This is a genomic window from Modestobacter sp. URMC 112 (assembly GCF_053502575.1).
The window spans coordinates 799,099-822,354 of record NZ_CP199957.1; the positions used below are offsets into that span (position 1 = coordinate 799,099).

The following is a 23,256-nucleotide window of genomic DNA, read 5'->3' on the forward strand; positions in this document are numbered from 1 at the left end:
CGTGCTCATCCCACGTCGGGTCAAGCACCGCAAGCAGCACCACCCGAGCCGGTCGGGTGCCGCCAAGGGTGGCACCGCGATCAACTTCGGTGACTTCGCGATCCAGGCCCTGGAGCCGGCGTACGTCACCAACCGGCAGATCGAGTCCGCCCGTATCGCCATGACCCGCCACATCAAGCGTGGCGGCAAGGTGTGGATCTCCATCTACCCGGACCGCCCGCTGACCAAGAAGCCGGCCGAGACCCGCATGGGCTCGGGCAAGGGCTCGCCCGAGTGGTGGGTGGCCAACGTGAAGCCGGGCCGGATCATGTTCGAGCTGTCCGGTGTCGCCGAGCCCGTGGCCCGCGAGGCCATGCGCCGCGCGATCCACAAGCTCCCCATGAAGTGCCGCTTCATCACCCGTGAAGGAGAGGTGTGATGGCCGCCGGACTGTCCGCCCCCGAACTGCGCGAGCTGTCGGCCGACGAGCTGGCCACGCGGCTGCGTGAGTCGCGCGAGGAACTGTTCAACCTGCGGTTCCAGGTGGCCACCGGCCAGCTGGACAACAACCGGCGACTGCAGACCGTCCGCCGCGACATCGCCCGGATCTACACGATCATGCGTGAGCGCGAGCTGGGCCTCTCGGTCGCCCCGAACGAGGGTGTGGCATGAGCGAGACCCAGCAGACCGGCACCCCCGAGATCGCCCGCCGTGGTGACCGCAAGGTGCGCGAGGGCCTGGTCGTCAGCGACAAGATGGAGAAGACCATCGTCGTCGAGGTCGAGGACCGGGTGAAGCACGGCCTGTACGGCAAGGTGCTCCGCCGGACGAGCAAGCTCAAGGCGCACGACGAGCAGAACACCGCCGGCATCGGCGACCGCGTCCAGATCATGGAGACGCGGCCCACCTCGGCCACCAAGCGCTGGCGCCTGGTGACCGTCGTCGAGAAGGCCAAGTAGGCGAACCCGACGCCGGTCTCTCGGGGCCGGCCGGCAGGGAGTACCCTGGACGACTGGCGCGCCCCCCGGGTGCGCGCCGCATCCCGGTACCCGTGCTCGTACGCACCGGCGGCGCTCGCTGCCGGTGCGTACGCACGTGGGTGCCGGACAGCCGGTTCACCGATCCGGTCCGGCTGTCGCCGCAGAGACACAGGAGCAGGTTGTGATCCAGCAGGAGTCGCGGCTGCGAGTCGCCGACAACACCGGTGCCAAGGAGATCTTGTGCATCCGTGTGCTCGGCGGGTCCGGCCGACGCTACGCGGGCATCGGTGACGTCATCGTCGCCACCGTCAAGGACGCGCTGCCCGGCGCCGGCGTCAAGAAGGGCGACGTGGTCAAGGCCGTCGTCGTCCGCACGGTGAAGGAGCGCCGTCGTCCCGACGGCTCCTACATCCGCTTCGACGAGAACGCCGCGGTCATCATCCGCGACAGCGGCGACCCGCGCGGCACGCGCATCTTCGGCCCCGTGGGCCGGGAACTCCGCGACAAGCGGTTCATGCGGATCATCTCGCTCGCCCCGGAGGTGTTGTGACCATGGCTCAGCCGACCAGCGGGAAGACCCCGTCGATGAAGGTCAAGAAGGGCGACTCGGTCGTCGTCCTGTCCGGCAAGGACAAGGGTGCGAAGGGCCGCGTCATCGCCGCCTACCCCAAGACCCAGAAGGTCCTCGTCGAGGGCATCGGCCGGGTGAAGAAGCACACCCGGATCAGCACCACCCAGCGCGGTGCCCAGTCGGGCGGGATCGTCACCCAGGAGGCCGCCATCCACGTGAGCAACGTGATGGTCATCGACTCCGAGGACACGCCGACCCGGGTCGGTTACCGCAAGGACGAGGAAGGCCGCAGCATCCGGGTCTCGCGGCGCACCGGTAAGGACCTCTGAAGCCATGAGCGCACCCACCCGTGAGCTGCCCCGGCTGCTCGCCCGCTACCGCGAGGACATCGCGCCGGCGCTGAAGAACGAGTTCGGCTACGACAACGTCATGCAGATCCCCGGTCTGGTCAAGATCGTGGTGAACATGGGGGTCGGCGAGGCCACCCGCGACGCCAAGCTGATGGACGGCGCCGTCCGCGACCTGACGGCGATCACCGGCCAGAAGCCGATCGTCGTCCGCGCCCGCAAGTCCATCGCCCAGTTCAAGCTGCGTGAGGGCATGCCCATCGGCGCCAAGGTCACCCTGCGTAACGACCGCATGTGGGAGTTCCTCGACCGCCTGCTGAGCCTGGCGCTGCCCCGCATCCGTGACTTCCGCGGTCTGAACCCCAAGCAGTTCGACGGCCACGGCAACTACACCTTCGGGCTGACCGAGCAGTCGATGTTCCGTGAGATCGACGTGGACCGGATCGACCGGCCCCGGGGCATGGACATCACGCTCGTCACCACCGCCACCACCGACGAGGAGGGTCGCGAGCTGCTCACGCTGCTCGGCTTCCCCTTCGCCGGCCAGACCGTCGTGAACGCGACCCGCTGACCGCGGGCGAGGGGATCACAGAAATGGCCAAGAAGGCTCTCATCAACAAGGCGGCCCGCAAGCCGAAGTTCGCGGTCCGCGGGTACACCCGCTGCCAGCGCTGCGGCCGTCCGCACGCCGTCTTCCGCAAGTTCGGCCTGTGCCGGATCTGCGTCCGCGAGATGGCCCACGCCGGCGAGCTTCCCGGCGTCACCAAGTCCAGCTGGTAAGGACCCCGTCGTCCCCCCACGACGCGCTTCGCACGTCGCGGGGCCCCTACGACAGGGCCGGTCCCAGACATCCGTCCGGGCTCGCAACGCACCTTTCCCGTAGTACCGATCGCCGAAAGGCCCCCGCACCGTGCGGAGGGAACCGCGGCGAGAGAGGCAACACACACCCATGACGATGACCGACCCGATCGCGGACATGCTCACGCGCATCCGCAACGCGAACTCGGCGTACCACGACGCGGCGGCCATGCCGTCGTCGAAGCTGAAGACGAAGGTGGCCGAGATCCTCCAGCAGGAGGGCTACATCGGCGGCTGGACCGTCAAGGACGTCGAGGTCGACGGCCACGTGCGCAAGGAGCTCGTGGTCGACCTCAAGTACGGGCCGAACCGGGAGCGCAGCATCGCCGGCCTCCGTCGGGTGTCCAAGCCGGGCCTGCGGGTCTACGCGAAGTCCACCGCTCTGCCCAAGGTGCTCGGCGGTCTCGGAGTGGCGATCATCTCGACCTCCACCGGGCTGCTCACCGACAAGCAGGCGAACAAGAAGGGCGTGGGTGGGGAAGTCCTCGCCTACGTCTGGTAAGAGGAGCGAGCTGACATGTCACGGATCGGACGACTCCCGATTCCGGTGCCGAGCGGCGTGGACGTGGCCATCGACGGGCGCACGGTCAACGTCTCGGGACCGAAGGGGAAGCTGAGCCACACGGTCGCGGCTCCCATCACCGTCGAGCGCGGTGAGGACGGCACGCTGCAGGTGCAGCGGCCCGACGACGAGCGGGAGAGCCGGGCCCTGCACGGGCTGTCCCGGACCCTCATCGCCAACATGATCACCGGCGTGACCCAGGGGTACGACAAGACCCTGGAGATCGTCGGCGTCGGTTACCGCGTGCAGGCCCGGGGTGCCGACCTCGAGTTCGCGCTGGGCTTCAGCCACCCGGTCGTGGTGCGCGCCCCCGAGGGGATCTCCTTCACCGTCGAGGCCCCCACCCGCCTTCGGGTGAGCGGGATCGACAAGCAGCAGGTCGGCGAGGTCTCCGCCAAGATCCGCAAGATCCGCAAGCCCGACCCGTACAAGGGCAAGGGCGTGCGGTACCAGGGCGAGGTCGTCAAGCGCAAGGTCGGGAAGACGGGCAAGTGATGGCACAGGCACAGTCCCAGACCGGGACCACCGAGAAGGCCGCCAGGGTGCACAAGCCCGTCGGCACCGACATCAGCACCGCCCGCCGGGTGGGCCGGCTCCGCCGGCACAACCGGCTGCGCAAGCGCGTCTCCGGCACGCCGGAGCGCCCCCGCATGGTGGTCAAGCGCAGCTCGCGGCACATCCACGTCCAGGTCGTCGACGACACCGTCGGCCGCACCCTGGTCAGCGCCTCGACGCTGGACGCGAGCCTCAAGGGCGCCGACGGCGACAAGTCCGCGCTGTCCCGCCAGGTGGGGGCCCTGGTCGCCGAGCGCGCCAAGGCCGCCGGGATCACCGCGGTGGTCTTCGACCGTGGGGGCAACCGGTACTCCGGGCGCATCGCGGCGCTGGCCGACGCCGCCCGCGAGGGCGGGCTGGACTTCTGATGAGCACCTCATCCACGAACGAGATGCCGAGCATGATCGAGAGGGACGTCTGATGCCAGGACCACAGCGACGCGGCGGTGGCGCCGGCGGTGCCGGTGGCGCCGGCGGCGGCAACGACCGGCGTGACCGCCGTGACGGCGGGCGCGGCCCCGGCGGTCCGGTCGAGAAGAGCAACTTCATCGAGCGGGTCGTGGCCATCAACCGCGTGTCCAAGGTCGTCAAGGGCGGTCGGCGCTTCAGCTTCACCGCCCTGGTGATCGTGGGCGACGGCGACGGCAAGGTCGGCGTGGGCTACGGCAAGGCCAAGGAGGTGCCCGCGGCCATCGCCAAGGGCGTCGAGGAGGCCAAGAAGCACTTCTACAACGTGCCGCGCATCGCCAGCACCATCCCGCACCCGGTGCAGGGTGAGGCGGCGGCCGGTGTCGTGCTGCTCAAGCCGGCCAGCCCGGGTACCGGTGTCATCGCCGGTGGCCCGGTGCGCGCCGTCCTCGAGTGCGCCGGCATCCACGACGTGCTCTCCAAGAGCCTCGGGTCCTCGAACCCGATCAACATCGTGCACGCGACCATGCAGGCGCTGAAGGATCTCGTGCGTCCCGAGGAGATCGCGGCCCGCCGCGGTCTGCCCCTCGAGGACGTCGCTCCGGCGGCGATGCTGCGGGCGCGGGCCGGTCAGGGGGTCTGACGTGGCTCAGCTGAAGGTCACCCAGGTCAAGTCGGCCATCGGCACCAAGCCGAACCAGCGTCAGACGCTGCGTTCGCTGGGGCTCAAGCGGATCAACGACTCGGTCGTCCAGGAGGACCGTCCCGAGATCCGCGGGATGGTCGCGACGGTGCCGCACCTGGTCGCCGTCGAAGAGATCGTCTGAGACGGGGAACGACATGACTCTCAAGGTCCACCACCTGCGACCGGCTCCCGGCGCCCACACCAAGAAGACCCGCGTGGGTCGTGGTGAGGGCTCCAAGGGCAAGACCGCCGGTCGCGGCACCAAGGGCTCCGGCGCCCGCGTGCAGGTCTCGGCCCGCTTCGAGGGCGGCCAGACCCCGCTGTACATGCGGCTGCCGAAGCTGTCCGGGTTCACCCGGCCCAACAAGGTCGTCTTCCAGGTCGTGAACCTGGACCGGATCGCCTCCCTGTTCCCGCAGGGCGGGTCCATCGACCCCGACACGCTGGCCGAGGCCGGCGCCGTCCGCCGTGGCCAGCCGGTCAAGGTCCTCGGCTCCGGTGACCTCGGCGGTGTCGCCGTCCACGTGTCGGCGCACGCCTTCTCCTCGTCCGCCGCGGACAAGATCGCCGCGGCCGGGGGCAGCGCCACCCAGCTCTAGCAGCGGTCGACCCCCGGGGCTCTCTGCCCCGGGGGTCTTCTGTCGCTCAGCTCCCACAGGTGCGATCCGACGTCCGCCCTGCAGGGCCCCGTCGCGAGCCTGCGACTGGTGGGGGCAGGGTGGTCCTTAAACTCATACGACCGACTCGGGGAGGGCACGTGCTGCAGGCGTTCGCCGCGGCGTTCCGGACGCCAGACCTCCGGCGCAAGCTGCTGTTCTCCCTGGCGATCATCGCCGTCTACCGGCTGGGCGCCAGCGTCCCCGGTCCCGGGGTGTCCGTCGAGGCGATCAACAGCTGCCTCGACCAGGCACAGGCCTCCGACCAGGCCGACGTCTACTCGTTGGTGAACCTGTTCTCCGGCGGTGCGCTCCTGCGCCTGTCGGTGTTCGCGCTGGGGATCATGCCGTACATCACGGCCAGCATCATCGTGCAGCTGCTGGTCGTGGTGATCCCGCGCTTCGAGCAGCTGAAGAAGGAAGGGCAGTCGGGCCAGCAGAAGCTGACCCAGTACACCCGGTACCTGACCATCGCGCTCGCCGTCCTGCAGAGCACCGGGATCATCGCCCTGGCCCGCAGCGGTCAGCTGTTCCCCAACTGCCCGCAGGACATCATCCCGTCGGACTCGGTGTGGACCACCGTCGTCCTGGTCGTGACCCTGACCGCCGGCACCGCCGTCATCATGTGGCTGGGCGAGCTGCTGACCGAGAAGGGGATCGGCAACGGCATGTCCGTGCTGATCTTCACTTCGATCGCCGCCCGGATCCCGGCCGAGGGCGGGGCGATCCTGCAGACCCGCGGCGTCCTGATCTTCAGCATCGTCTGCGCCATCGCCGTGCTGATCATCGGCACCGTGGTCTACGTCGAGCAGGCGCAGCGCCGGATCCCGGTGCAGTACGCCAAGCGGATGGTCGGCCGCCGGATGTACGGCGGCACGTCGACCTACCTGCCGCTCAAGGTGAACCAGGCCGGTGTCATCCCGGTCATCTTCGCCTCGTCCCTGCTGTACCTGCCCCAGCTGATCAGCCAGTTGCAGGGCGACAGCAGCGGGCCGGTGCGCCGGTTCATCGAGAACTACGTCATCAACCAGAGCAGCCCGGTGCACATCGCGGTGTACTTCGCGCTCATCGTGTTCTTCACGTACTTCTACGTCTCGATCACGTTCAACCCCGAGGAACGGGCCGACGACATGAAGCGCTACGGCGGCTTCATCCCCGGCATCCGTCCCGGCCGGCCCACGGCGGAGTACCTGCAGTACGTGCTGTCCCGGATCACCCTCCCCGGGTCGATCTACCTGGGTCTCGTGGCAGTCTTGCCCAACCTGTTCCTCTCGATCACCCAGGAGGGGCAGAACCAGAACTTCCCGTTCGGCGGGACCGCGGTGCTGATCATGGTGGGAGTGGGCTTGGAGACCGTGAAGCAGATCGAGACGCAACTCAACCAGCGCAGCTACGAAGGGTTCCTCCGCTAGTGCGCGTCGTGCTGCTGGGACCGCCGGGAGCCGGCAAGGGGACCCAGGCCCAGATCATCGCCGGAGAGCTGTCGGTGCCGGCCATCTCGACCGGGGACATCTTCCGGGCCAACGTGAGCGGCCAGACCGACCTCGGCCAGCAGGCCAAGGTCTACATGGACGCCGGTGACCTGGTACCTGACGAGATCACCGTCGCCATGGTCACCGATCGGCTCGCCGAGGCCGACGCGGTCGACGGCTTCCTGCTCGACGGCTTCCCGCGGACCATCGCCCAGGCCGAGCAGCTCCGGGACTCCCTGGCGGAGCTCGGCCAGAAGCTCGACCGGGTGCTCGAGCTCGTCGTCGACGAGGACGAGCTTGTGCGCCGGCTGTCCGGACGGCGGATGCAGGTCGACGGCGAGTGGGTCCAGCGCGAGGACGACAAGCCCGAGACGGTGCGCCACCGGCTGGAGGTGTATCGGGAACAGACCGCTCCGCTGTCGGGGTTCTACGACGAGGCGGGTCTGCTGAGCCGGATCGACGCGATCGGGGAGATCGACGAGGTCACCGGCCGGGCGCTGGCCGCGCTCGGCGTGGGTCCGGCTTCCGCGGTCTGAGCAGGGCGGGACGGCGGTGCACGGTGACCTCGGCTCCACGCTCCTGGCCCGCCTCCCGGTACTGGCGAAGTGGAGTGGACGGATGATCCAGATCAAGACCGCGCAGGAAGTCGAGCTGATGCGGGCCGCCGGGCTGGTGGTGGCCGGCGCGATCGACGCGGTGCGGGCCGCCGTCCGTCCCGGCGTGACCACCGGTGAGCTCGACGCCATCGCCGAGGACCACATCCGGACCGCCGGGGCGGTGCCCTCCTTCCTCGGGTACCACGGCTTCACCGGCAGCATCTGCGCCTCGATCAACGACGAGGTCGTGCACGGCATCCCGGACCCGGGGCGCGCCCTCGCCGAGGGCGACAACATCTCGATCGACTGCGGCGCGATCCTCGCCGGCTGGCACGGGGACTCCGCCGTCACCGTCACGGTGGGGGAGCCCTCCGCGGAGGACGCCGAGCTGATCGCCGTCACCGAGCGGTCGATGTGGGCCGGGCTGGCCAAGGCGGTGGCCGGCGGCCGGCTGACCGACATCAGCCACGCGGTCGAGGAGTCCATCACCGCGCACCCGCACAGGTACGGGATCGTCGACCACTACGGCGGCCACGGCATCGGCACCGAGATGCACCAGGACCCGCACGTGCTCAACTACGGACGCGCCGGGCGGGGGCCCAAGCTCGTCCCGGGTCTGGCCCTGGCCATCGAGCCGATGGTCACCGTGGGCGACCCGGCGACCGCCGAGCTCGAGGACGGCTGGACCGTGGTGACCAAGGACGGGTCGCGCGCCGCGCACTTCGAGCACACCGTGGCGATCACGCCCGAGGGCCCGTGGGTGCTCACCGCCACCGACGGCGGCGTCGCCGGCCTCGCCCCGTTCGGCATCACCCCCCGCACCTGACGGCCCTCGTGCAGTAGGAGGACCCCGCTGCCCCCCACGCCTCGCACGCTCGGTGTGGGCCCCTGCAGCGGGGCCGACAGGGCATGGTCGCTGTCACTGTGGGCCGGGTTGGAGAGCCGGTGGTCCTGGGAGTACAGTGGCCGTTGGCGTTCGCGCCGTCCGTCGTCGTGCTGTGGCCGTACGACTCCGGGCGCCTCTGCGAGACCGCCCGCACCACCGAATCCCGCACCACCGCTCCTGCCGGTCCGGCATGGGCGCTGTCAGCTCGGACGAGAAGAAGGAGCCCGCAGGGCATGGCGAAGAAGGACGGGGCCATCGAGGTCGAGGGTCGCGTCGTCGAACCGCTGCCCAACGCGATGTTCCGGGTCGAGCTGCAGAACGGGCACCGAGTGCTCGCCCACATCAGCGGCAAGATGCGGCAGCACTACATCCGCATCCTGCCCGAGGACCGCGTGGTCGTGGAGCTCTCGCCCTACGACCTGACCCGCGGACGCATCGTCTACCGCTACAAGTGACCGCCGCCCGGTCGCGCCACCGTGCGCGGACGGCGGCACACATCGATCTGAGGAATGAGGGCCGGCACCGGTGAAGGTCCAGCCGTCGGTGAAGAAGATCTGCGACAAGTGCAAGGTGATCCGCCGGCACGGCCGGGTCATGGTCATCTGCGACAACGCCCGGCACAAGCAGCGCCAGGGCTGAGGGAGTACCTGACAAATGGCACGACTGGCTGGTGTCGACCTCCCCCGCGAGAAGCGGATGGAGATCGCTCTCACTTACATCTACGGCATCGGCAAGACCTCCGCGAAGGAGACCCTGGCCGCGACGGGCGTCAGCCCCGACCTGCGCGCCAAGGACCTGACCGACGAGGACCTGCTGAAGTTGCGCGACTACATCGACGAGCACTTCCGCGTCGAGGGTGACCTGCGCCGCGAGGTGGCCGGTGACATCCGCCGCAAGGTGGAGATCGGCTGCTACCAGGGGATCCGGCACCGCCGCGGTCTCCCGGTGCACGGGCAGCGCACGAAGACCAACGCGCGCTCGAGCAAGGGCCCGCGCAAGACCATCGCGGGCAAGAAGAAGGCCCGCTGACCCAGGCGTGACGGCGCGCGGTCCCGGCGTCCGCTGACGCGGACCGGTCGCGCGCCCGCAGCCCCCGGGTTGCTGCCCAACCCTGCTGCCCCCGTGCAGTGCACGACCAGGCCACGAACACAGACACAGACCGGAGAGACATGCCTCCCAGGGCTCGCGCGGGTGCCGCCAAGAAGGTGCGCCGCAAGGAGAAGAAGAACGTCGCCCACGGCGCGGCGCACATCAAGAGCACCTTCAACAACACGATCGTGTCGATCACCGACCCCACGGGCAACGTGATCAGCTGGGCCTCGGCCGGGCACGTCGGGTTCAAGGGCTCCCGCAAGTCCACGCCGTTCGCGGCGCAGATGGCTGCCGAGAACGCCGCGCGCAAGGCCCAGGAGCACGGCATGCGCAAGGTCGACGTCTTCGTGAAGGGCCCTGGGTCCGGTCGCGAGACGGCGATCCGCTCCCTCCAGGCCACGGGCCTCGAGGTCGGGCAGATCCAGGACGTGACGCCGCAGCCGCACAACGGCTGCCGCCCCAAGAAGCGCCGCCGGGTCTGACCGGTCACTGACGAGACGAACGAGGAGTACCTGACGTGGCCCGTTACACCGGAGCCGACTGCCGCATGTGCCGGCGCGAGAAGATGAAGCTGTTCCTCAAGGGCAGCAAGTGCGAGTCCCCGAAGTGCCCGATCGAGATCCGGCCCTACCCGCCGGGCGAGCACGGCCGCGGTCGCACCAAGGACAGCGAGTACCTGCTGCAGCTGCGCGAGAAGCAGAAGGCCCGCCGCATCTACGGCGTGCTGGAGAAGCAGTTCCGCGGCTACTACGAAGAGGCGAACAAGAAGTCGGGCAAGACCGGTGAGGTCCTGCTGCAGATCCTCGAGTCCCGCCTGGACAACGTGGTCTACCGGGCCGGCCTGGCCGAGTCCCGCGACATGGCCCGCCAGCTGGTGCGCCACGGCCACATCAAGGTCAACGGCCGCAAGGTCGACATCCCGTCCTACCGGGTGAGCGCCAACGACATCGTCGAGGTCGCCGCCAAGTCGGTCGAGATGCTGCCCTTCCAGATCGCCCAGGCCCGCGCCGGCCAGCGGCCGGTGCCGCCGTGGCTGGAGGTCATCAGCAGCCAGCTCAAGGTGCTGGTGCACTCGATCCCGGCGCGCCAGGTGATCGACACCCCCGTGCAGGAGCAGCTGATCGTGGAGCTCTACTCCAAGTGATCGGCGCCCTGCCGCTCAGCTAGACCGCACGACCAGCACGGCACGACAGCACGACGGCGGGGCGGGTGGACCGATGTCCGCCCCGGCGGCACCACCCCCTCACGGCGTCATATGGCGGTCGCCGGAGGACCTGGAGGAGATCCACCATGCTCATCGCACAGCGTCCGACCCTCACCGAGGAGACGATCGACGCCCAGCGCTCGCGCTTCGTCATCGAGCCCCTCGAGCCCGGCTTCGGCTACACCCTCGGCAACTCGCTGCGTCGCACCCTGCTCTCCTCGATCCCCGGCGCTGCTGTCACCAGCATCCGGATCGAGGGCACCCTGCACGAGTTCACCACCGTGCCGGGCGTCAAGGAGGACGTCACCGAGCTCATCCTGAACCTCAAGGGCCTGGTCGTCAGCTCCGACTCCGACGAGCCGGTGACCATGTACCTGCGCAAGCAGGGTCCCGGTGAGGTGACCGCCGCCGACATCGCGCCCCCGGCCGGTGTCGAGGTGCACAACCCCGAGCTGCACATCGCCACCCTGAACGCGAAGGGCCGGCTCGAGATCGAGCTGGTCGTCGAGCGGGGTCGTGGCTACGTGCCGGCCACCCAGAACAAGCAGCCCGGCCAGGAGATCGGTCGCATCCCCGTCGACTCGATCTACTCCCCGGTGCTCAAGGTGACCTACGCCGTCGAGGCCACCCGTGTCGAGCAGCGCACGGACTTCGACCGCCTGGTCGTCGACGTCGAGACCAAGCCGTCGATGGAGCCGCGGGACGCGATCGCCAGCGCCGGCTCCACGCTGGTCGAGCTGTTCGGCCTGCTCCGTGAGCTGAACGTCGACGCCGAGGGCATCGAGGTCGGGCCCAGCCCGGCCGAGGCCGCCGACATCGCGAACTTCTCGATGCCGATCGAGGACATGGACCTCACCGTCCGGTCGTACAACTGCCTCAAGCGCGAGGGCGTGCACACCGTCGGCGAGCTCGTCACCCGCTCCGAGGCCGACCTGCTGGACATCCGGAACTTCGGTGCCAAGTCCATCGACGAGGTCAAGCTGAAGCTGGCTGCCATGGGCCTCGCGCTCAAGGACAGCCCGCCCGGGTTCGTGCCCTCCTCGATCGAGAGCTACGACGAGGGCTACGAGACCGACGCCTACCAGGGCGTCACCGAGTACGCCGACGGCCAGGAGTACGCCGAGGGCGGCTACCAGGAGACCGAGCAGCTCTGACGAAGGACCCCGCTGTAGAAGGACCCCGTCCTCCTCACCCCTCGCACGCTCGGGGCGAGCCTCGGGACGGGGCCTGCAGCGGGGCCGAGCCGGACGGCGGTGAACCCGCCGTCCGGCTCCGCGTCCGGACCCGCCACACTGGCCCGGACGCAGCACATGCAGCACGTGATGGACGACGCAGCCCGGCACACGCCCGCCCGGCCGCCTGAGGAAGGACCGACATGCCCACCCCCACCAAGGGCCCCCGTCTCGGCGGTTCCCCCGCGCACCAGCGGCTGATGCTGGCCAACCTGGCCACCTCGCTGTTCGAGCACGGCCGGATCACCACCACCGAGGCCAAGGCCAAGCGGCTGCGTCCGCTGGCCGAGAAGCTCGTCACCTTCGCCAAGCGCGGTGACCTGCACGCCCGGCGCCAGGTGATGACGACGATCCGGGACAAGGACGTCGTGCACCACCTGTTCGCCGACATCGGTCCCCGCTTCGAGAACCGGCCCGGTGGCTACACGCGCATCGTCAAGGTCGGTCCCCGCAAGGGCGACAACGCGCCGATGGCGGTCATCGAGCTGGTCGAGGCGCTGACCGTCGGTCAGCAGGCCGTCGGCGAGGCCGAGCGGGCCCGTGGCACGCGGTTCGCCAGCGGTGCCGGCGCCGCCTCCGCGGCCGGTGAGGTCACCGCGGACGCCCTCGAGGCCTCCGACGACACCTCCGACGACGACGTCCAGGTCGTGGAGAACGAGGGCGAGACCACCGGTCCGGGCGGGGACACCAGCCCGGCCGTCACCGGTGCCACTGCGGCGTCCGAGGACGACGTCGCGGAGGCCCAGGAGGTCGTCGCCGACGTCTTCAACCCCGACGGCGAGGTCCAGGACGACTCCGACGTGACCCCGGAGCCCACCCGGGAGAACGCCGCCCTGGTCGACGACCCGGCGCTGTCCCCGGACGTCGCGGCCGCGGCTGCGGCCGAGGTGGAGGCAGCCGAGCTCGGCGACGCCGCCACCGCCGGACGTCAGGCCCCCGGCGGCGAGTCGGCGCCCGACCCGAAGTAAGCACCGCCCTGGAGCACGCGCACCACGACGAGCCCGTCACCGACCCCGGTGGCGGGCTCGTCCGCGTCCGGCTCGACGTCGCCTACGACGGCACCGGCCTGCACGGCTGGGCCCGGCAGCCCGGGCTGCGGACCGTGCAGGGCGAGCTGGAGCTGGCGCTGGCCACGGTGCTGCGCTGCGACGTGGACCTGACCGTCGCCGGGCGCACCGACGCCGGCGTGCACGCGACCGGTCAGGTGGCGCACGCCGACCTCCCCGCCGACCTCCTGGCGGGGCACCGGGACAGGCTGCTGCGGCGGTTGCGCGGCGTGCTGCCGGCCGACGTCGCGGTCACGGCGGTGCGGGTCGTGCCGCCCGCCTTCGACGCCCGCTTCGGCGCGCTGGCCCGGCACTACGTCTACCGGCTCACCGACGCCGACGCGGGCCCGCCCCCGTTGCGCCGCGCCGACACGGTCGGCTGGCCCCGCCGGCTCGACGTCCCCGCCATGCGGGTGGCCGCGGCGCTGCTGGTCGGCCAGCACGACTTCGCGGCGTACTGCCGCCGGCGCGAGGGCGCGACGACCGTCCGCACGCTGCTGGACCTCGACGTCGGCCGGGACGGTGACCTCGTCGAGGTGCGCGCGTCGGCCGACGCGTTCTGCCACTCGATGGTCCGCAGCCTGGTCGGGGCTCTGCTCGCGGTGGGGGAGGGGCGCCGCCCGGCGGGCTGGCCCGCCACGCTGCTGTCCCTGCGGACCCGCGCGAACGACGTGCCGGTCGCGCCGGCGTCCGGGCTGACCCTGGTGCGCGTGGACTACCCGCCGGACGAGCAGCTCGCCGCCCGCGCGCTGGTCACCCGCGCGAAGCGCTCCTAGCGCGGGGAGGTCAGGGCGGCAACGGGGTCCCCGATGGGGGTGTCCCCGCCGACGAGCTCGACGACGGCACCCCCGCCCGGGCGGTCGAGCAGGGCCACCAGGGCGGCGGCCACGTCGTCCCGGGGTACCTCCCCGCGGGGGACGTGGCGGGCCGGCCGCACCCGCCCGGTGCCGGGCTCGTCGGTCAGCCCGCCGGGGCGCAGCACCGTGAGGTCCAGGGCGGCGCGGGCCAGCAGGTCCTCCTCAGCGGCCGGCTTGGCGCGCAGGTAGGCGACGAAGACCTCGTCCATGCCCTCGGGGGTCGCCCCGCCGGCGACCGACTCGACGCCCATCGAGGGCATGGTCGCGACAGCCTCGGCCTTCACCCGCTCCAGGTCCAGCACCACCGGGTCGACGCCGTCGGCGGTCAGGTCGTCGCGCTGGGCGGGGTCCCGGACGACGCCGAGGACGGTGTCGCCCCGGGCGGTGAGCAGCCGGCCCACCGGCGCGCGACCTGGCCGTGGGCTCCGGCGATGACGACGCGCATGGTGCCGGCCCTACCCGTGGGCCCGGAGGTCAGTCGGCGGGGCGGTGCGCCCGGGCGCGGGCCAGGTCGGCGGGGGTGTCGCAGTCGGTCCAGGGCGCCGGGCCGCCTCGGGGGACCGGGGGCCGGTAGCGGCGGACGGCAAGGGGGGCCAGCACCGACCGCAGCGACGTCGGCCCGCGCGCGCCCGCCACCGCCGCGCGCAGCACCTCCGTCCGCCAGGCGCCCAGCAGCAGCTGGTCCCGGCCGGTCTCGTCCACCACCAGGACGCCGTCGCCGGTGAGCCGTTCCCGCAGGGCGGTGACCAGGCCGGCGGTCAGGAAGGGCAGGTCGCCGGCCAGCACCACGACCACGTCCCCCGGGACGGCGGCGAGCCCGGCCCGCAGCGCCGGCACGGGCCCGCCCCCGGGCGGCGTCTCGCGGGTCAGGACCACACCCTCGGGCACCGGCTGGGGCGGGCCGACCACCACGCGGGGCTCCGCGTCGGCCACGGCCGCGAGCACGGTGTCCAGCATCGCGCGGCCGCCCACCTGCAGCTGCGGCTTGTGCCGGCCGCCGAGCCGGGCCGCCTTGCCGCCGGCCAGTACCACGGCCGCGTAGGGCGGGAGGGCGTCCATGGGGCGAACGGTAGGGCGCTACCGGTGAGTACCGTCGGCTCCGTGGGACGAGTCACCAGCCGTACGCCCGTGCTGCGCATCCGGGGTGCCGTGCACGGCACCCGGCCCGACACCGTGGCCGCCGAGGAGCCGCTCGAGATCCGGCTGGGCGGCACGCCGCTCGCGGTCACCATGCGGACGCCGGGGCACGACTTCGACCTGGTGCACGGGTTCCTCGTCACCGAGGGCGTGATCCACTCCTCGGCGGACGTGGCCGGGCTGCGGTACTGCAACTCCGTGGACGACGAGGGGCGCAACACCTACAACGTCGTCGACGTCGACCTGGCCCCGGGCGTGGAGGCGCCGGACACCGCGCTGGACCGGAACTTCTACACCTCGAGCTCGTGCGGCGTGTGCGGCAAGGCGAGCATCGACGCGATCCGCACGAAGACGACCGTCGACGTCGCCGCCGACGGCACGCGGCTGACCCTGGCGACGCTGCTCGCGCTGCCGGACCGGCTGCGGGCCGCCCAGGAGGTGTTCGAGCGGACCGGCGGGCTGCACGCGGCGGGCCTCTTCACCGCCGAGGGCGAGCTGGTGGCACTGCGCGAGGACGTCGGCCGGCACAACGCCGTGGACAAGGTCGTCGGCGACGCCGTCCGCGAGGGCCGGATGCCGCTGTCCGGGCACGTGCTGATGGTCAGCGGACGGTCCTCGTTCGAGCTCACCCAGAAGGCGGCCATGGCGGGCATCCCGGTGCTCGCCGCGGTGTCGGCGCCCAGCTCGCTCGCGGTCGAGCTGGCCGAGGACGTGGGCATCACCCTGATCGGCTTCCTCCGCGGCGACGGCTGCAACGTCTACACCCGCCCCGACAGGCTCATCCTGGATTGAGGGGAACGCCCCACAGCGGAACGGGACCGAGGTCGCCGACGGAGTCGGCTCCGTGGACCCGGCGCGGGGCCGGAGGCTCCCGCCGGGGACGCGGGCAGCGGCTCAGCGCCTGCCGGGACGGCACCTGGCCGCGGTGCGACGCGAAGCGTCGCGATGTGCTCAGTGGTCGCCGCCGCGGAGCTGGCTGACCACGTGCGGCAGCAGCGGGCCGAGCACCGCCAGGCCGTCGCGCACGCCGCCGGTGGAGCCGGGCAGGTTCACGATCAGGGTCCGGGCGGCGATGCCGGCCAGCCCCCGGGACAGCACCGAGGTGGGCACCGTCGGCTCCCCGTACCGGCGGACCGCGTCGGCGATGCCCGGCGCCTCGCGTTCGATGACCGAGCGGGTCGCCTCGGGCGTCACGTCGGTGGGGGACAGGCCGGTCCCGCCGGTGGTGAGGACGACGTCGGCGCCGGACGCCACCGCCTCCCGCAGCACCTCGGCGAGCTGGTCGACGTCGTCCGGGCAGACGTGCGGCCCGTCCACCTCGAAGCCGAGGTCCCGCAGCCCCGTGGCCAGCGCCTGGCCGCTGCGATCCTCGTAGACGCCGGCCGAGGCGCGGTTCGACGCGGTGACGACGACGGCGCGGGCGTCGCCGGGCAGTTCGCTCACCGGGTCCACTCCCCGCTCTTGCCGCCGGACTTGGCCAGCAGCCGCACGTCGCTGACGGTGGCCCGCGGGTCCACCGCCTTGACCATGTCGATCACGGTGAGGCCGGCGACGGCGACCGAGGTCAGCGCCTCCATCTCCACCCCGGTCCGGTCGGCGGTGCGCGCGGTGGCGGTGATCTCCACCGCGTCGTCGGTGACCTCGACGTCCACCGTCACGCCGTGCAGGGCGATCGGGTGGCACAGCGGGATCAGGTCCGGCGTCCGCTTGGCGCCGGCGATCCCGGCTATCCGGGCCACGGCGACGGCGTCGCCCTTGGGCACGCCGCGGCCGCGCAGCAGCGCGACGACCTCCGGGCTGACCAGCACCCGGCCGGCCGCGGTGGCGACCCGGGCGGTCACCGGCTTGGCGGTGACGTCGACCATCCGGGCGGCGCCGGTCTCGTCGACGTGGGTGAGGCGGGGTTCGGTCACTGGAGGGCTCCTTCGATCAGGACGACGACGACCTCGGCGCCGGCGGGCAGCTCGGTCACGTCCTCGGGGACGACGACGAGGCAGTTGGCCCGGGCCAGGTGCGCGACCAGGTGCGAGCCGGGGCCACCGACCTGGGTGACCACCTCCCCGTCGAAGCGGCCACGGAGGAACTGGCGCCGGCCGGCGGGGGAGCGCAGCCCCTCGGTCAGCCGGGCGGAGGTGCGCAGCCGGTCGGGGCTGCCGTGGCCCAGCGCGCGGCGCAGCGCGGGCCGGACGAAGACCTCGAAGGAGACGAAGGAGCTCACCGGGTTGCCCGGCAGGGTGACCACCGGGACGCCGTCCACGGTGCCGGCGCCCTGCGGTCCGCCCGGCTGCATCGCGACCTTGACGAACTCCACGGTGCCCAGCTCCCCGAAGGCGTCCTTGACCACCTCGTAGGCGCCCGCGCTGACCCCGCCGCTGGTGATCAGCAGGTCGGCGGTGGCGAGCTCGGCCCGGACCGTGCGCAGGAACGTGTCGACGTCGTCCGGGACGAAGTGCAGGGTCCGGGCCTCGCCGCCGGCGTCCTCGACGGCCGCGGCGAGCAGCACCGAGTTGGACTCGTAGATCTGCCCCGGCGCCAGCGGGGAGCCCGGGGCGACCAGCTCGCTGCCGGTGGAGAGCACCAGCACGCGGGGGCGGCGGCGCACCGGCAGGGCGGCGTGCCCGACCGCGGCGGCCAGCCCGAGCTGCGCGGCGCCCAGCGCCGTCCCGGAGCGCAGCGCCACCGTGCCGGCGGTGATGTCCTCCCCGGCCCGGCGCAGGTGGGTGCCCGCGGCGGGGGAGCCGGTGATGGTCACCACGTCGGTGGCCGCGTCGGTGAGCTCGACCGGGACGACGACGTCCGCGCCGGCCGGCATCGGCGCGCCGGTCATGATGCGGTGCACCGTCCCGGGCTCGAGCACCGGGACGTCGGTGCGGCCGGCCGGGATGTCCGCGGCGACCGGGAGCCGCACCGGCGCCTGGCCGCTCGCCGTCCCGACCTCGGCCCAGCGGGCGGCGTAGCCGTCCATCGCCGAGTTGTCGAAGCCGGGCAGGGCGACCCGGGCGGGGAGGTCCTCGGCCAGCACGCGCCCGGCGGCGGCGGTCACCGCCACCTCCTCGACCGGCAGCAGCCCGACGAGCCCGGCCACCACCGCCTGGTGTTCCTCGACCGTGCGCATCCGCCCATCCTGGCGGATGAGCATGGGGGTGGCCTCGGCGCCGCCGGTTAGGGTCGCTGGGATCACAGACGGAGGAGGGCACGTGGCCGAGATCGACCGGATGCTCGAGGCGAACGAGCGGTGGGCGGAGCAGTTCCCGGGCAGCAAGCCGGTGCGCCCGGCGCGGCAGGTCGCCGTGGTGGCGTGCATGGACTCCCGCATCCCGCTGTTCGGTGTGCTGGGTCTGGACATCGGCGACGCGCACGTCATCCGCAACGCCGGTGGTGTCATCACCGAGGACGTCATCCGGTCGCTGACCGTCAGCCAGCACGCCCTGGGCACGCGCGAGATCGTCCTGGTCCACCACACCGAGTGCGGGCTGATGACCACCGACGACGTCTCCTTCGCCGACACCGTCGAGCGGGCCACCGGTCGGCGGCCGCCGTGGGCGGCTCGCGCGTTCACCGACGTGGACGACGACGTGCGGGAGTCCATGCGCCTGGTCCGGGAGAGCCCCTACCTGCTCTCCCACGACGTCCGCGGCACCGTCTACGACGTCTCGACGGGCCGGCTCCGGGAAGTCGTCTAGGCCCCCGTCCAGGGGCCCGCCCTGAGCTTGCGAAGGGTGGGGAGGACGGGGGTCCTTCGACTGGTATCGTCGTCTGCTGGCGCGCGACGCCGGCTGGTGCGTGCGCGTCCTCTCGACCCTCCAGGGTCTGTCTCCCGTGCTCGGTGAGGCGATCCGACCAGCCGCCCGCCTGACGACGACAAGGACTGTGAGCCTCGTGCGCACGTACACCCCCAAGCCCGGTGACATCACCCGGGCCTGGCACGTCATCGACGCCACCGACGTGGTGCTCGGCCGACTGGCCAGCCAGACCGCCATCCTGCTGCGCGGCAAGCACAAGCCGCAGTTCGCGCCGCACGTGGACGCCGGCGACTTCGTCGTCATCGTCAACGCGGGCAAGGTGGCCCTCACCGGCTCCAAGCGCGACAGCAAGCTCGCCTACCGGCACTCCGGCTACCCGGGTGGTCTGAAGACCATCAACGTCGGTGACGAGATCCGCACCCGCCCGGACCGCGTCATCGAGCGCGCCGTCAAGGGCATGCTCCCGCACAACTCGCTGGGCCGGCAGATGATCTCCAAGCTCAAGGTGTACGCCGGGCCGGAGCACCCGCACGCCGCCCAGCAGCCCCAGACCTTCGAGATCAAGCAGGTGTCCCAGTGACCAGCGCCCAGACCGTGACCGACGCCGACGGGCGTCCCATCCAGACGGTCGGCCGCCGCAAGGAGGCCGTCGTCCGCGTCCGGCTGCTCCCCGGTACCGGCCAGTTCAAGCTCAACGGCCGCAGCATCGAGGAGTACTTCCCCAACAAGGTGCACCAGCAGCTCATCCGTGAGCCGCTGGTGATCCTGGAGAAGGGCGAGCAGTACGACGTCGTCGGCCTGCTGCACGGCGGCGGCGTCTCCGGCCAGGCCGGCGCGCTGCGCCTGGCCATCGCCCGTGCCCTCATCGAGGTCGAGCCCGACGACCGGCCGGCGCTGAAGAAGGCCGGCTTCCTGACCCGTGACCCGCGCGTCACGGAGCGGAAGAAGTACGGCCTGAAGAAGGCCCGCAAGGCGCCCCAGTACTCCAAGCGCTGACGCCCGGTCCGACCGAGTCGTCCATGGGTCGCCTCTTCGGTACCGACGGCGTCCGTGGTCTGGCCAACGCCGACCTCACGCCGGAGCTGGCCCTCTCGGTGGCCCGGGCGGCCGCCGGCGTGCTCGCCGACCGCGACGGGACCTCGCGTCCCGTCGCGGTCGTCGGCCGCGACCCGCGGGCGAGCGGCGAGATGCTCGAGGCCGCGGTCGTGGCCGGGCTGGCCAGCGCGGGGGCCGAGGTGCTGCGGGTGGGCGTGCTGCCCACCCCGGCCGTCGCGCACCTCACCGGGCAGACCGGCGCCGACCTCGGCGTGATGATCTCGGCCAGCCACAACCCGATGCCCGACAACGGCATCAAGCTGTTCAGCCGCGGAGGGCACAAGCTGCCCGACGCCGTCGAGGCGTCCATCGAGCGGCAGGTCACCGGCCGGGATGCGCACCCGGACCACCGCCCCACGGGCGGCGGCATCGGCCGGGTGCGGGACCTCCCGGGGGCCACCGAGGACTACGTCGACCACGTGCTGTCCGCGCTCCGGCAGCCGCTGACCGGGCTGCGCGTCGTCGTCGACTGCGCTCACGGTGCGGCCGCCCGGTGCGCACCCGAGGTGTACCGCCGGGCCGGGGCCCAGGTGCACGTCATCGGCGGCGAGCCCGACGGCTGGAACATCAACGACGGCATCGGCTCCACCCACCTGGGGCCGCTGCAGGCCGCCGTCGCGCGGCACGGTGCCGACATCGGCATCGCCCACGACGGCGACGCCGACCGCTGCCTGGCGGTCACCGCGGACGGCACCGTCGTCGACGGCGACGCCATCCTGGCCATCTGCGCGCTCGCGCTGCACGAGAGCGGCAACCTCACCGACGACACCGTCGTGGCCACCGTGATGAGCAACCTCGGCTTCCACCACACCATGCGGGCGGCCGGGATCCAGGTGCACACCACCGCCGTCGGGGACCGCTACGTGCTCGAGGCGCTGCGGTCCCGCGGGCTCAGCCTCGGCGGCGAGCAGAGCGGCCACCTGGTGTTCCTCGACTGGGCGACCACCGGGGACGGGCTGCTCACCGGCCTGGCCCTGCTGTCCCGGATGAGCGCCACCGGCGCCTCGCTGGCCGAGCTGGCCTCGGTCGTCCGCCGACTGCCGCAGATCCTGGTCAACGTGCCGGTCAGCGACCGGCTCGCGGTGGTGGAGAGCGACGAGGTGGCCGGCGCCGTGAACGCGGTGGAGGCCGAGCTCGGCGACAGCGGCCGGGTGCTGCTGCGCCCGTCGGGGACCGAACAGCTGGTCCGGGTGATGGTGGAGGCGCCCACCCAGGAGCAGGCCGAGGCCACCGCGGCGCGCCTCGCCGAGGTCGTCGCCGCGGTGTGATCCCGGCGGTGCCCCGGTCGTCCTCCCGGACGGCGGGGCCATCGCCGGTATCGTTCGACGGATGTGCGGCATCGTGGGGTACGTCGGCCCGCAGGACTCGCTGGACGTCGTCCTGGAGGGGCTGCGCCGGCTGGAGTACCGCGGCTACGACTCGGCCGGCGTGGCCGTGCTGGCCGACGGCCGGCTGAGCACGGCGAAGAAGGCCGGGAAGCTCGCCAACCTGGAGAAGGAGCTGGCCGACGCGGCTCTGCCCGCGGCCACCATCGGCATCGGGCACACCCGCTGGGCCACCCACGGCGGCCCCACCGACCGCAACGCGCACCCGCACGTGTCCGCCGACGGCACCGTCGCGGTGGTGCACAACGGCATCATCGAGAACTTCCCGGCGCTGCGCGACGAGTGCGAGAGGGCCGGGGTGGAGTTCACCTCGGAGACCGACACCGAGGTCGCCGCCCACCTGCTGGCGGCGGCGTACCGGGAGACCGCCCCCGGGGAGGGCCGGCTGGCGGAGGCCATGCGGGTGGTCAGCCGCCGCCTGGAGGGTGCGTTCACGCTGGTGGCCACCCACGCGGAGGAGCCGGACACCCTGGTCGCCTCCCGGCGGAACAGCCCGCTGGTGGTGGGCATCGGCGACGGCGAGTACTTCCTCGGCTCCGACGTGTCGGCGTTCATCGGCCACACCCGCAACGCCCTCGAGCTCGGCCAGGACCAGGTCGTGGAGCTGCACCGGACCCGGGGGGCCACCACCACCGACTTCGCCGGCGCCCCCGTCGAGCCGACCTCGTACACCGTCGACTGGGACGCCGCGGCGGCCGAGAAGGGCGGCTACCCCTGGTTCATGCTCAAGGAGATCGCGGAGCAGCCGCAGGCCGTCGCGGACACCCTGCTCGGCCGCCTCGGTGAGACCGGCGAGCTGGTGCTGGACGAGGTGCGCCTGTCCGACCAGGAGCTGCGGGACATCGACAAGGTCTTCGTCGTCGCCTGCGGCACCGCCTTCCACGCCGGGCTGATCGCCAAGTACGCCATCGAGCACTGGACCCGCATCCCGGTCGAGGTCGAGGTGGCCAGCGAGTTCCGCTACCGCGACCCGGTGCTGGACCGCTCGACGCTGGTCGTGGTGATCAGCCAGTCCGGCGAGACGATGGACACCCTGATGGCGATGCGGCACGCCAAGGCGCAGAAGGCCCGGGTGCTGGCCATCTGCAACGCCAACGGGTCGACGATCCCGCGGGAGTCCGACGCCGTGCTCTACACCCACGCCGGTCCGGAGATCGCCGTCGCCTCGACCAAGGGGTTCCTCACGCAGCTGGTGGCCTGCTACCTGGTGGGGCTCTTCCTCGCCCAGGTCCGCGGCATCAAGTACGAGGACGAGATCGCCGCCATCGTCGAGGACCTGCGCCGGCTCCCCGACGCCGTCCGCCGGGTGCTCGAGCAGATGGAGCCGGTGCGCGAGCTCGGCCGGTCGCTGGCCGACGCGGGCACGATCCTCTTCCTGGGCCGGCACGTCGGCTTCCCGGTGGCCCTGGAGGGGGCGCTGAAGCTCAAGGAGCTGGCCTACATCCACGCCGAGGGCTTCGCCGCCGGCGAGCTCAAGCACGGTCCGATCGCCGTCGTCGACCAGGGGACGCCGGTCGTGGTGATCGTGCCCTCGCCGCGTAGCCGCGGGTCGGTGCACGGCAAGGTGGTCAGCAACATCCAGGAGGTCCGGGCCCGCGGCGCGCGCACCATCGTCATCGCCGAGGAGGGCGACGAGGACGTCGTGCCCTACGCCGACCACCTGATCCGGGTGCCGCGGACGCCGACGCTGCTGGCGCCGGTGGTCACCACGGTGCCGCTGCAGGTGCTGGCCTGCGAGATCGCCGACACCCGCGGCCTGGACGTCGACCAGCCGCGCAACCTCGCCAAGAGCGTCACCGTCGAATGAAGGACCCCTCTGCCCCCCACCGCTCGCGAGCTCGCGGCGGGACCCTGCAGAGGGGCCGCTCCAGCACGTCCCCAGCGCGCCGTGGGCCCCTGCACCGAGGCCGT

General features: G+C 72.1%; 35 protein-coding genes. 30 read left to right on the forward strand and 5 right to left on the reverse strand.

Features of this window, described 5'->3' with window-relative positions; genetic code table 11:
* Window position 1: 1 nt before the first annotated feature.
* From rplP to truA, 24 genes are all read left to right on the forward strand, one after another.
* Window positions 2-418 carry a 50S ribosomal protein L16 gene (gene rplP / locus ACWIX6_RS03845; RefSeq protein ID WP_110550656.1) on the forward strand — a complete coding sequence of 139 codons (417 nt, stop codon included), beginning with the start codon at window positions 2-4 and terminating at the stop codon, window positions 416-418.
* On the forward strand, window positions 418-651 hold the full coding sequence (rpmC, locus tag ACWIX6_RS03850; RefSeq protein ID WP_091536438.1) for a 50S ribosomal protein L29: 234 nt from the start codon (window positions 418-420) through the stop codon (window positions 649-651). The genes rplP and rpmC overlap by 1 nt, the downstream gene beginning before the upstream one ends.
* Window positions 648-938 (forward strand): 30S ribosomal protein S17, encoded by a 291-nt coding sequence (rpsQ, locus tag ACWIX6_RS03855; RefSeq protein WP_448615526.1) that lies wholly within the window; start codon window positions 648-650, stop codon window positions 936-938. The genes rpmC and rpsQ overlap by 4 nt, the downstream gene beginning before the upstream one ends.
* A gap of 202 nt (window positions 939-1,140) precedes the next feature.
* Entirely contained in the window at window positions 1,141-1,509 is a 369-nt protein-coding gene (rplN, locus tag ACWIX6_RS03860; RefSeq protein WP_029433456.1) for a 50S ribosomal protein L14, read from the forward strand.
* Window positions 1,510-1,511: 2 nt separating this feature from the next.
* Window positions 1,512-1,859 carry a 50S ribosomal protein L24 gene (gene rplX / locus ACWIX6_RS03865; RefSeq protein ID WP_448615527.1) on the forward strand — a complete coding sequence of 116 codons (348 nt, stop codon included), beginning with the start codon at window positions 1,512-1,514 and terminating at the stop codon, window positions 1,857-1,859.
* Window positions 1,860-1,863: 4 nt separating this feature from the next.
* Window positions 1,864-2,448 carry a 50S ribosomal protein L5 gene (rplE, locus tag ACWIX6_RS03870; RefSeq protein WP_448615528.1) on the forward strand — a complete coding sequence of 195 codons (585 nt, stop codon included), beginning with the start codon at window positions 1,864-1,866 and terminating at the stop codon, window positions 2,446-2,448.
* Between the two features lie 23 nt (window positions 2,449-2,471).
* Window positions 2,472-2,657 carry a type Z 30S ribosomal protein S14 gene (locus tag ACWIX6_RS03875; protein ID WP_448615529.1) on the forward strand — a complete coding sequence of 62 codons (186 nt, stop codon included), beginning with the start codon at window positions 2,472-2,474 and terminating at the stop codon, window positions 2,655-2,657.
* Between the two features lie 175 nt (window positions 2,658-2,832).
* Entirely contained in the window at window positions 2,833-3,237 is a 405-nt protein-coding gene (rpsH, locus tag ACWIX6_RS03880; protein WP_448615530.1) for a 30S ribosomal protein S8, read from the forward strand.
* Between the two features lie 15 nt (window positions 3,238-3,252).
* A complete protein-coding gene (rplF, locus tag ACWIX6_RS03885; protein WP_448615531.1) occupies window positions 3,253-3,792 on the forward strand; it encodes a 50S ribosomal protein L6 in 540 nt (179 codons plus the stop codon).
* On the forward strand, window positions 3,792-4,220 hold the full coding sequence (rplR, locus tag ACWIX6_RS03890; protein WP_448615532.1) for a 50S ribosomal protein L18: 429 nt from the start codon (window positions 3,792-3,794) through the stop codon (window positions 4,218-4,220). The genes rplF and rplR overlap by 1 nt, the downstream gene beginning before the upstream one ends.
* A gap of 52 nt (window positions 4,221-4,272) precedes the next feature.
* The gene (gene rpsE, locus ACWIX6_RS03895) at window positions 4,273-4,902 is read left to right on the forward strand and encodes a 30S ribosomal protein S5 (protein ID WP_448615533.1); all 630 of its coding nucleotides are present in this window, start codon (window positions 4,273-4,275) and stop codon (window positions 4,900-4,902) included.
* Between the two features lies 1 nt (window position 4,903).
* Window positions 4,904-5,086, forward strand: a complete 183-nt coding sequence (rpmD, locus tag ACWIX6_RS03900; RefSeq protein WP_164699904.1) for a 50S ribosomal protein L30 — start codon at window positions 4,904-4,906, stop codon at window positions 5,084-5,086.
* A 13-nt stretch (window positions 5,087-5,099) separates the two neighbouring features.
* A complete protein-coding gene (gene rplO, locus ACWIX6_RS03905) occupies window positions 5,100-5,543 on the forward strand; it encodes a 50S ribosomal protein L15 (RefSeq protein WP_448615534.1) in 444 nt (147 codons plus the stop codon).
* 158 nt (window positions 5,544-5,701) lie between these two features.
* Window positions 5,702-7,012: a preprotein translocase subunit SecY gene (secY, locus tag ACWIX6_RS03910; RefSeq protein ID WP_448615535.1), complete on the forward strand. Its 1,311-nt coding sequence runs from the start codon at window positions 5,702-5,704 to the stop codon at window positions 7,010-7,012.
* A complete protein-coding gene (locus ACWIX6_RS03915) occupies window positions 7,012-7,608 on the forward strand; it encodes an adenylate kinase (RefSeq protein WP_448615536.1) in 597 nt (198 codons plus the stop codon). The genes secY and ACWIX6_RS03915 overlap by 1 nt, the downstream gene beginning before the upstream one ends.
* 82 nt (window positions 7,609-7,690) lie before the next feature.
* On the forward strand, window positions 7,691-8,494 hold the full coding sequence (map, locus tag ACWIX6_RS03920) for a type I methionyl aminopeptidase (RefSeq protein WP_448615537.1): 804 nt from the start codon (window positions 7,691-7,693) through the stop codon (window positions 8,492-8,494).
* Between the two features lie 293 nt (window positions 8,495-8,787).
* Window positions 8,788-9,009, forward strand: a complete 222-nt coding sequence (gene infA / locus ACWIX6_RS03925; protein ID WP_012950459.1) for a translation initiation factor IF-1 — start codon at window positions 8,788-8,790, stop codon at window positions 9,007-9,009.
* Window positions 9,010-9,079: 70 nt separating this feature from the next.
* A complete protein-coding gene (gene rpmJ / locus ACWIX6_RS03930) occupies window positions 9,080-9,193 on the forward strand; it encodes a 50S ribosomal protein L36 (RefSeq protein ID WP_012950458.1) in 114 nt (37 codons plus the stop codon).
* Window positions 9,194-9,208: 15 nt separating this feature from the next.
* Window positions 9,209-9,583, forward strand: a complete 375-nt coding sequence (gene rpsM, locus ACWIX6_RS03935) for a 30S ribosomal protein S13 (RefSeq protein WP_179654039.1) — start codon at window positions 9,209-9,211, stop codon at window positions 9,581-9,583.
* A 140-nt stretch (window positions 9,584-9,723) separates the two neighbouring features.
* The gene (gene rpsK / locus ACWIX6_RS03940; RefSeq protein ID WP_179654038.1) at window positions 9,724-10,128 is read left to right on the forward strand and encodes a 30S ribosomal protein S11; all 405 of its coding nucleotides are present in this window, start codon (window positions 9,724-9,726) and stop codon (window positions 10,126-10,128) included.
* A 35-nt stretch (window positions 10,129-10,163) separates the two neighbouring features.
* On the forward strand, window positions 10,164-10,790 hold the full coding sequence (gene rpsD, locus ACWIX6_RS03945) for a 30S ribosomal protein S4 (protein WP_448615538.1): 627 nt from the start codon (window positions 10,164-10,166) through the stop codon (window positions 10,788-10,790).
* Between the two features lie 146 nt (window positions 10,791-10,936).
* The gene (locus ACWIX6_RS03950) at window positions 10,937-12,004 is read left to right on the forward strand and encodes a DNA-directed RNA polymerase subunit alpha (RefSeq protein ID WP_448615539.1); all 1,068 of its coding nucleotides are present in this window, start codon (window positions 10,937-10,939) and stop codon (window positions 12,002-12,004) included.
* Between the two features lie 221 nt (window positions 12,005-12,225).
* Entirely contained in the window at window positions 12,226-13,050 is an 825-nt protein-coding gene (rplQ, locus tag ACWIX6_RS03955; protein ID WP_448615540.1) for a 50S ribosomal protein L17, read from the forward strand.
* Window positions 13,051-13,058: 8 nt separating this feature from the next.
* A complete protein-coding gene (gene truA, locus ACWIX6_RS03960) occupies window positions 13,059-13,904 on the forward strand; it encodes a tRNA pseudouridine(38-40) synthase TruA (protein ID WP_448616972.1) in 846 nt (281 codons plus the stop codon).
* Here the strand turns inward: truA and ACWIX6_RS03965 are convergent.
* Both ACWIX6_RS03965 and mobA read right to left on the reverse strand, forming a co-directional pair.
* Window positions 13,901-14,386 carry an NAD(P)H-binding protein gene (locus tag ACWIX6_RS03965; RefSeq protein ID WP_448615541.1) on the reverse strand — a complete coding sequence of 162 codons (486 nt, stop codon included), beginning with the start codon at window positions 14,384-14,386 and terminating at the stop codon, window positions 13,901-13,903. The genes truA and ACWIX6_RS03965 overlap by 4 nt on opposite strands.
* 73 nt (window positions 14,387-14,459) lie before the next feature.
* Window positions 14,460-15,044 (reverse strand): molybdenum cofactor guanylyltransferase, encoded by a 585-nt coding sequence (gene mobA / locus ACWIX6_RS03970; RefSeq protein ID WP_448615542.1) that lies wholly within the window; start codon window positions 15,042-15,044, stop codon window positions 14,460-14,462.
* A 42-nt stretch (window positions 15,045-15,086) separates the two neighbouring features.
* On the opposite strand from mobA, the gene fdhD reads away from it, so the two are divergent.
* A complete protein-coding gene (gene fdhD, locus ACWIX6_RS03975) occupies window positions 15,087-15,914 on the forward strand; it encodes a formate dehydrogenase accessory sulfurtransferase FdhD (RefSeq protein ID WP_448615543.1) in 828 nt (275 codons plus the stop codon).
* A 159-nt stretch (window positions 15,915-16,073) separates the two neighbouring features.
* On the opposite strand, the gene ACWIX6_RS03980 is transcribed toward fdhD, so the two are convergent.
* From ACWIX6_RS03980 to moeA, 3 genes are read right to left on the reverse strand one after another with little or no spacing between them, the layout of a single operon-like run.
* The gene (locus ACWIX6_RS03980; RefSeq protein WP_448615544.1) at window positions 16,074-16,565 is read right to left on the reverse strand and encodes a MogA/MoaB family molybdenum cofactor biosynthesis protein; all 492 of its coding nucleotides are present in this window, start codon (window positions 16,563-16,565) and stop codon (window positions 16,074-16,076) included.
* Entirely contained in the window at window positions 16,562-17,035 is a 474-nt protein-coding gene (gene moaC / locus ACWIX6_RS03985; RefSeq protein WP_448615545.1) for a cyclic pyranopterin monophosphate synthase MoaC, read from the reverse strand. The genes ACWIX6_RS03980 and moaC overlap by 4 nt, the downstream gene beginning before the upstream one ends.
* Entirely contained in the window at window positions 17,032-18,237 is a 1,206-nt protein-coding gene (gene moeA / locus ACWIX6_RS03990) for a molybdopterin molybdotransferase MoeA (RefSeq protein WP_448615546.1), read from the reverse strand. Before moeA ends, moaC begins: the two co-directional genes overlap by 4 nt.
* A gap of 82 nt (window positions 18,238-18,319) precedes the next feature.
* Between moeA and ACWIX6_RS03995 the strand changes: the two genes are divergently transcribed.
* The 5 genes from ACWIX6_RS03995 (at window position 18,320) to glmS (ending at window position 23,152) form a co-directional block, all read left to right on the forward strand.
* Window positions 18,320-18,805, forward strand: a complete 486-nt coding sequence (locus ACWIX6_RS03995; RefSeq protein WP_448615547.1) for a beta-class carbonic anhydrase — start codon at window positions 18,320-18,322, stop codon at window positions 18,803-18,805.
* Window positions 18,806-19,001: 196 nt separating this feature from the next.
* Window positions 19,002-19,445 (forward strand): 50S ribosomal protein L13, encoded by a 444-nt coding sequence (gene rplM, locus ACWIX6_RS04000; RefSeq protein WP_448615548.1) that lies wholly within the window; start codon window positions 19,002-19,004, stop codon window positions 19,443-19,445.
* Window positions 19,442-19,861: a 30S ribosomal protein S9 gene (gene rpsI / locus ACWIX6_RS04005; protein ID WP_179654026.1), complete on the forward strand. Its 420-nt coding sequence runs from the start codon at window positions 19,442-19,444 to the stop codon at window positions 19,859-19,861. The genes rplM and rpsI overlap by 4 nt, the downstream gene beginning before the upstream one ends.
* A 23-nt stretch (window positions 19,862-19,884) precedes the next feature.
* Complete coding sequence (gene glmM / locus ACWIX6_RS04010; RefSeq protein WP_448615549.1) at window positions 19,885-21,228, forward strand: phosphoglucosamine mutase; 1,344 nt, start codon at window positions 19,885-19,887, stop codon at window positions 21,226-21,228.
* Window positions 21,229-21,289: 61 nt separating this feature from the next.
* Complete coding sequence (gene glmS / locus ACWIX6_RS04015; protein ID WP_448615550.1) at window positions 21,290-23,152, forward strand: glutamine--fructose-6-phosphate transaminase (isomerizing); 1,863 nt, start codon at window positions 21,290-21,292, stop codon at window positions 23,150-23,152.
* The last annotated feature ends 104 nt before the right edge of the window (window positions 23,153-23,256 follow it).

Excerpts from the sequence above, each read along its gene's own strand:
- rpsE (WP_448615533.1), top strand. The coding sequence starts at position 4,273 with ATGCCAGGACCACAGCGACGCGGCGGTGGCGCCGGCGGTGCCGGTGGC.
- rplR (WP_448615532.1), top strand. The coding sequence starts at position 3,792 with ATGGCACAGGCACAGTCCCAGACCGGGACCACCGAGAAGGCCGCCAGG.
- ACWIX6_RS03950 (WP_448615539.1), top strand. The coding sequence starts at position 10,937 with ATGCTCATCGCACAGCGTCCGACCCTCACCGAGGAGACGATCGACGCC.
- infA (WP_012950459.1), top strand. The coding sequence starts at position 8,788 with ATGGCGAAGAAGGACGGGGCCATCGAGGTCGAGGGTCGCGTCGTCGAA.
- rplO (WP_448615534.1), top strand. The coding sequence starts at position 5,100 with ATGACTCTCAAGGTCCACCACCTGCGACCGGCTCCCGGCGCCCACACC.
- rpsK (WP_179654038.1), top strand. The coding sequence starts at position 9,724 with ATGCCTCCCAGGGCTCGCGCGGGTGCCGCCAAGAAGGTGCGCCGCAAG.
- mobA (WP_448615542.1), bottom strand. The coding sequence starts at position 15,044 with ATGGACGCCCTCCCGCCCTACGCGGCCGTGGTACTGGCCGGCGGCAAG.
- rplQ (WP_448615540.1), top strand. The coding sequence starts at position 12,226 with ATGCCCACCCCCACCAAGGGCCCCCGTCTCGGCGGTTCCCCCGCGCAC.
- rplE (WP_448615528.1), top strand. The coding sequence starts at position 1,864 with ATGAGCGCACCCACCCGTGAGCTGCCCCGGCTGCTCGCCCGCTACCGC.
- glmM (WP_448615549.1), top strand. The coding sequence starts at position 19,885 with ATGGGTCGCCTCTTCGGTACCGACGGCGTCCGTGGTCTGGCCAACGCC.
- moeA (WP_448615546.1), bottom strand. The coding sequence starts at position 18,237 with ATGCGCACGGTCGAGGAACACCAGGCGGTGGTGGCCGGGCTCGTCGGG.
- rplX (WP_448615527.1), top strand. The coding sequence starts at position 1,512 with ATGGCTCAGCCGACCAGCGGGAAGACCCCGTCGATGAAGGTCAAGAAG.
- rplF (WP_448615531.1), top strand. The coding sequence starts at position 3,253 with ATGTCACGGATCGGACGACTCCCGATTCCGGTGCCGAGCGGCGTGGAC.
- glmS (WP_448615550.1), top strand. The coding sequence starts at position 21,290 with ATGTGCGGCATCGTGGGGTACGTCGGCCCGCAGGACTCGCTGGACGTC.
- map (WP_448615537.1), top strand. The coding sequence starts at position 7,691 with ATGATCCAGATCAAGACCGCGCAGGAAGTCGAGCTGATGCGGGCCGCC.
- rpsQ (WP_448615526.1), top strand. The coding sequence starts at position 648 with ATGAGCGAGACCCAGCAGACCGGCACCCCCGAGATCGCCCGCCGTGGT.
- ACWIX6_RS03875 (WP_448615529.1), top strand. The coding sequence starts at position 2,472 with ATGGCCAAGAAGGCTCTCATCAACAAGGCGGCCCGCAAGCCGAAGTTC.
- rpsH (WP_448615530.1), top strand. The coding sequence starts at position 2,833 with ATGACCGACCCGATCGCGGACATGCTCACGCGCATCCGCAACGCGAAC.
- rpmC (WP_091536438.1), top strand. The coding sequence starts at position 418 with ATGGCCGCCGGACTGTCCGCCCCCGAACTGCGCGAGCTGTCGGCCGAC.
- rpsM (WP_179654039.1), top strand. The coding sequence starts at position 9,209 with ATGGCACGACTGGCTGGTGTCGACCTCCCCCGCGAGAAGCGGATGGAG.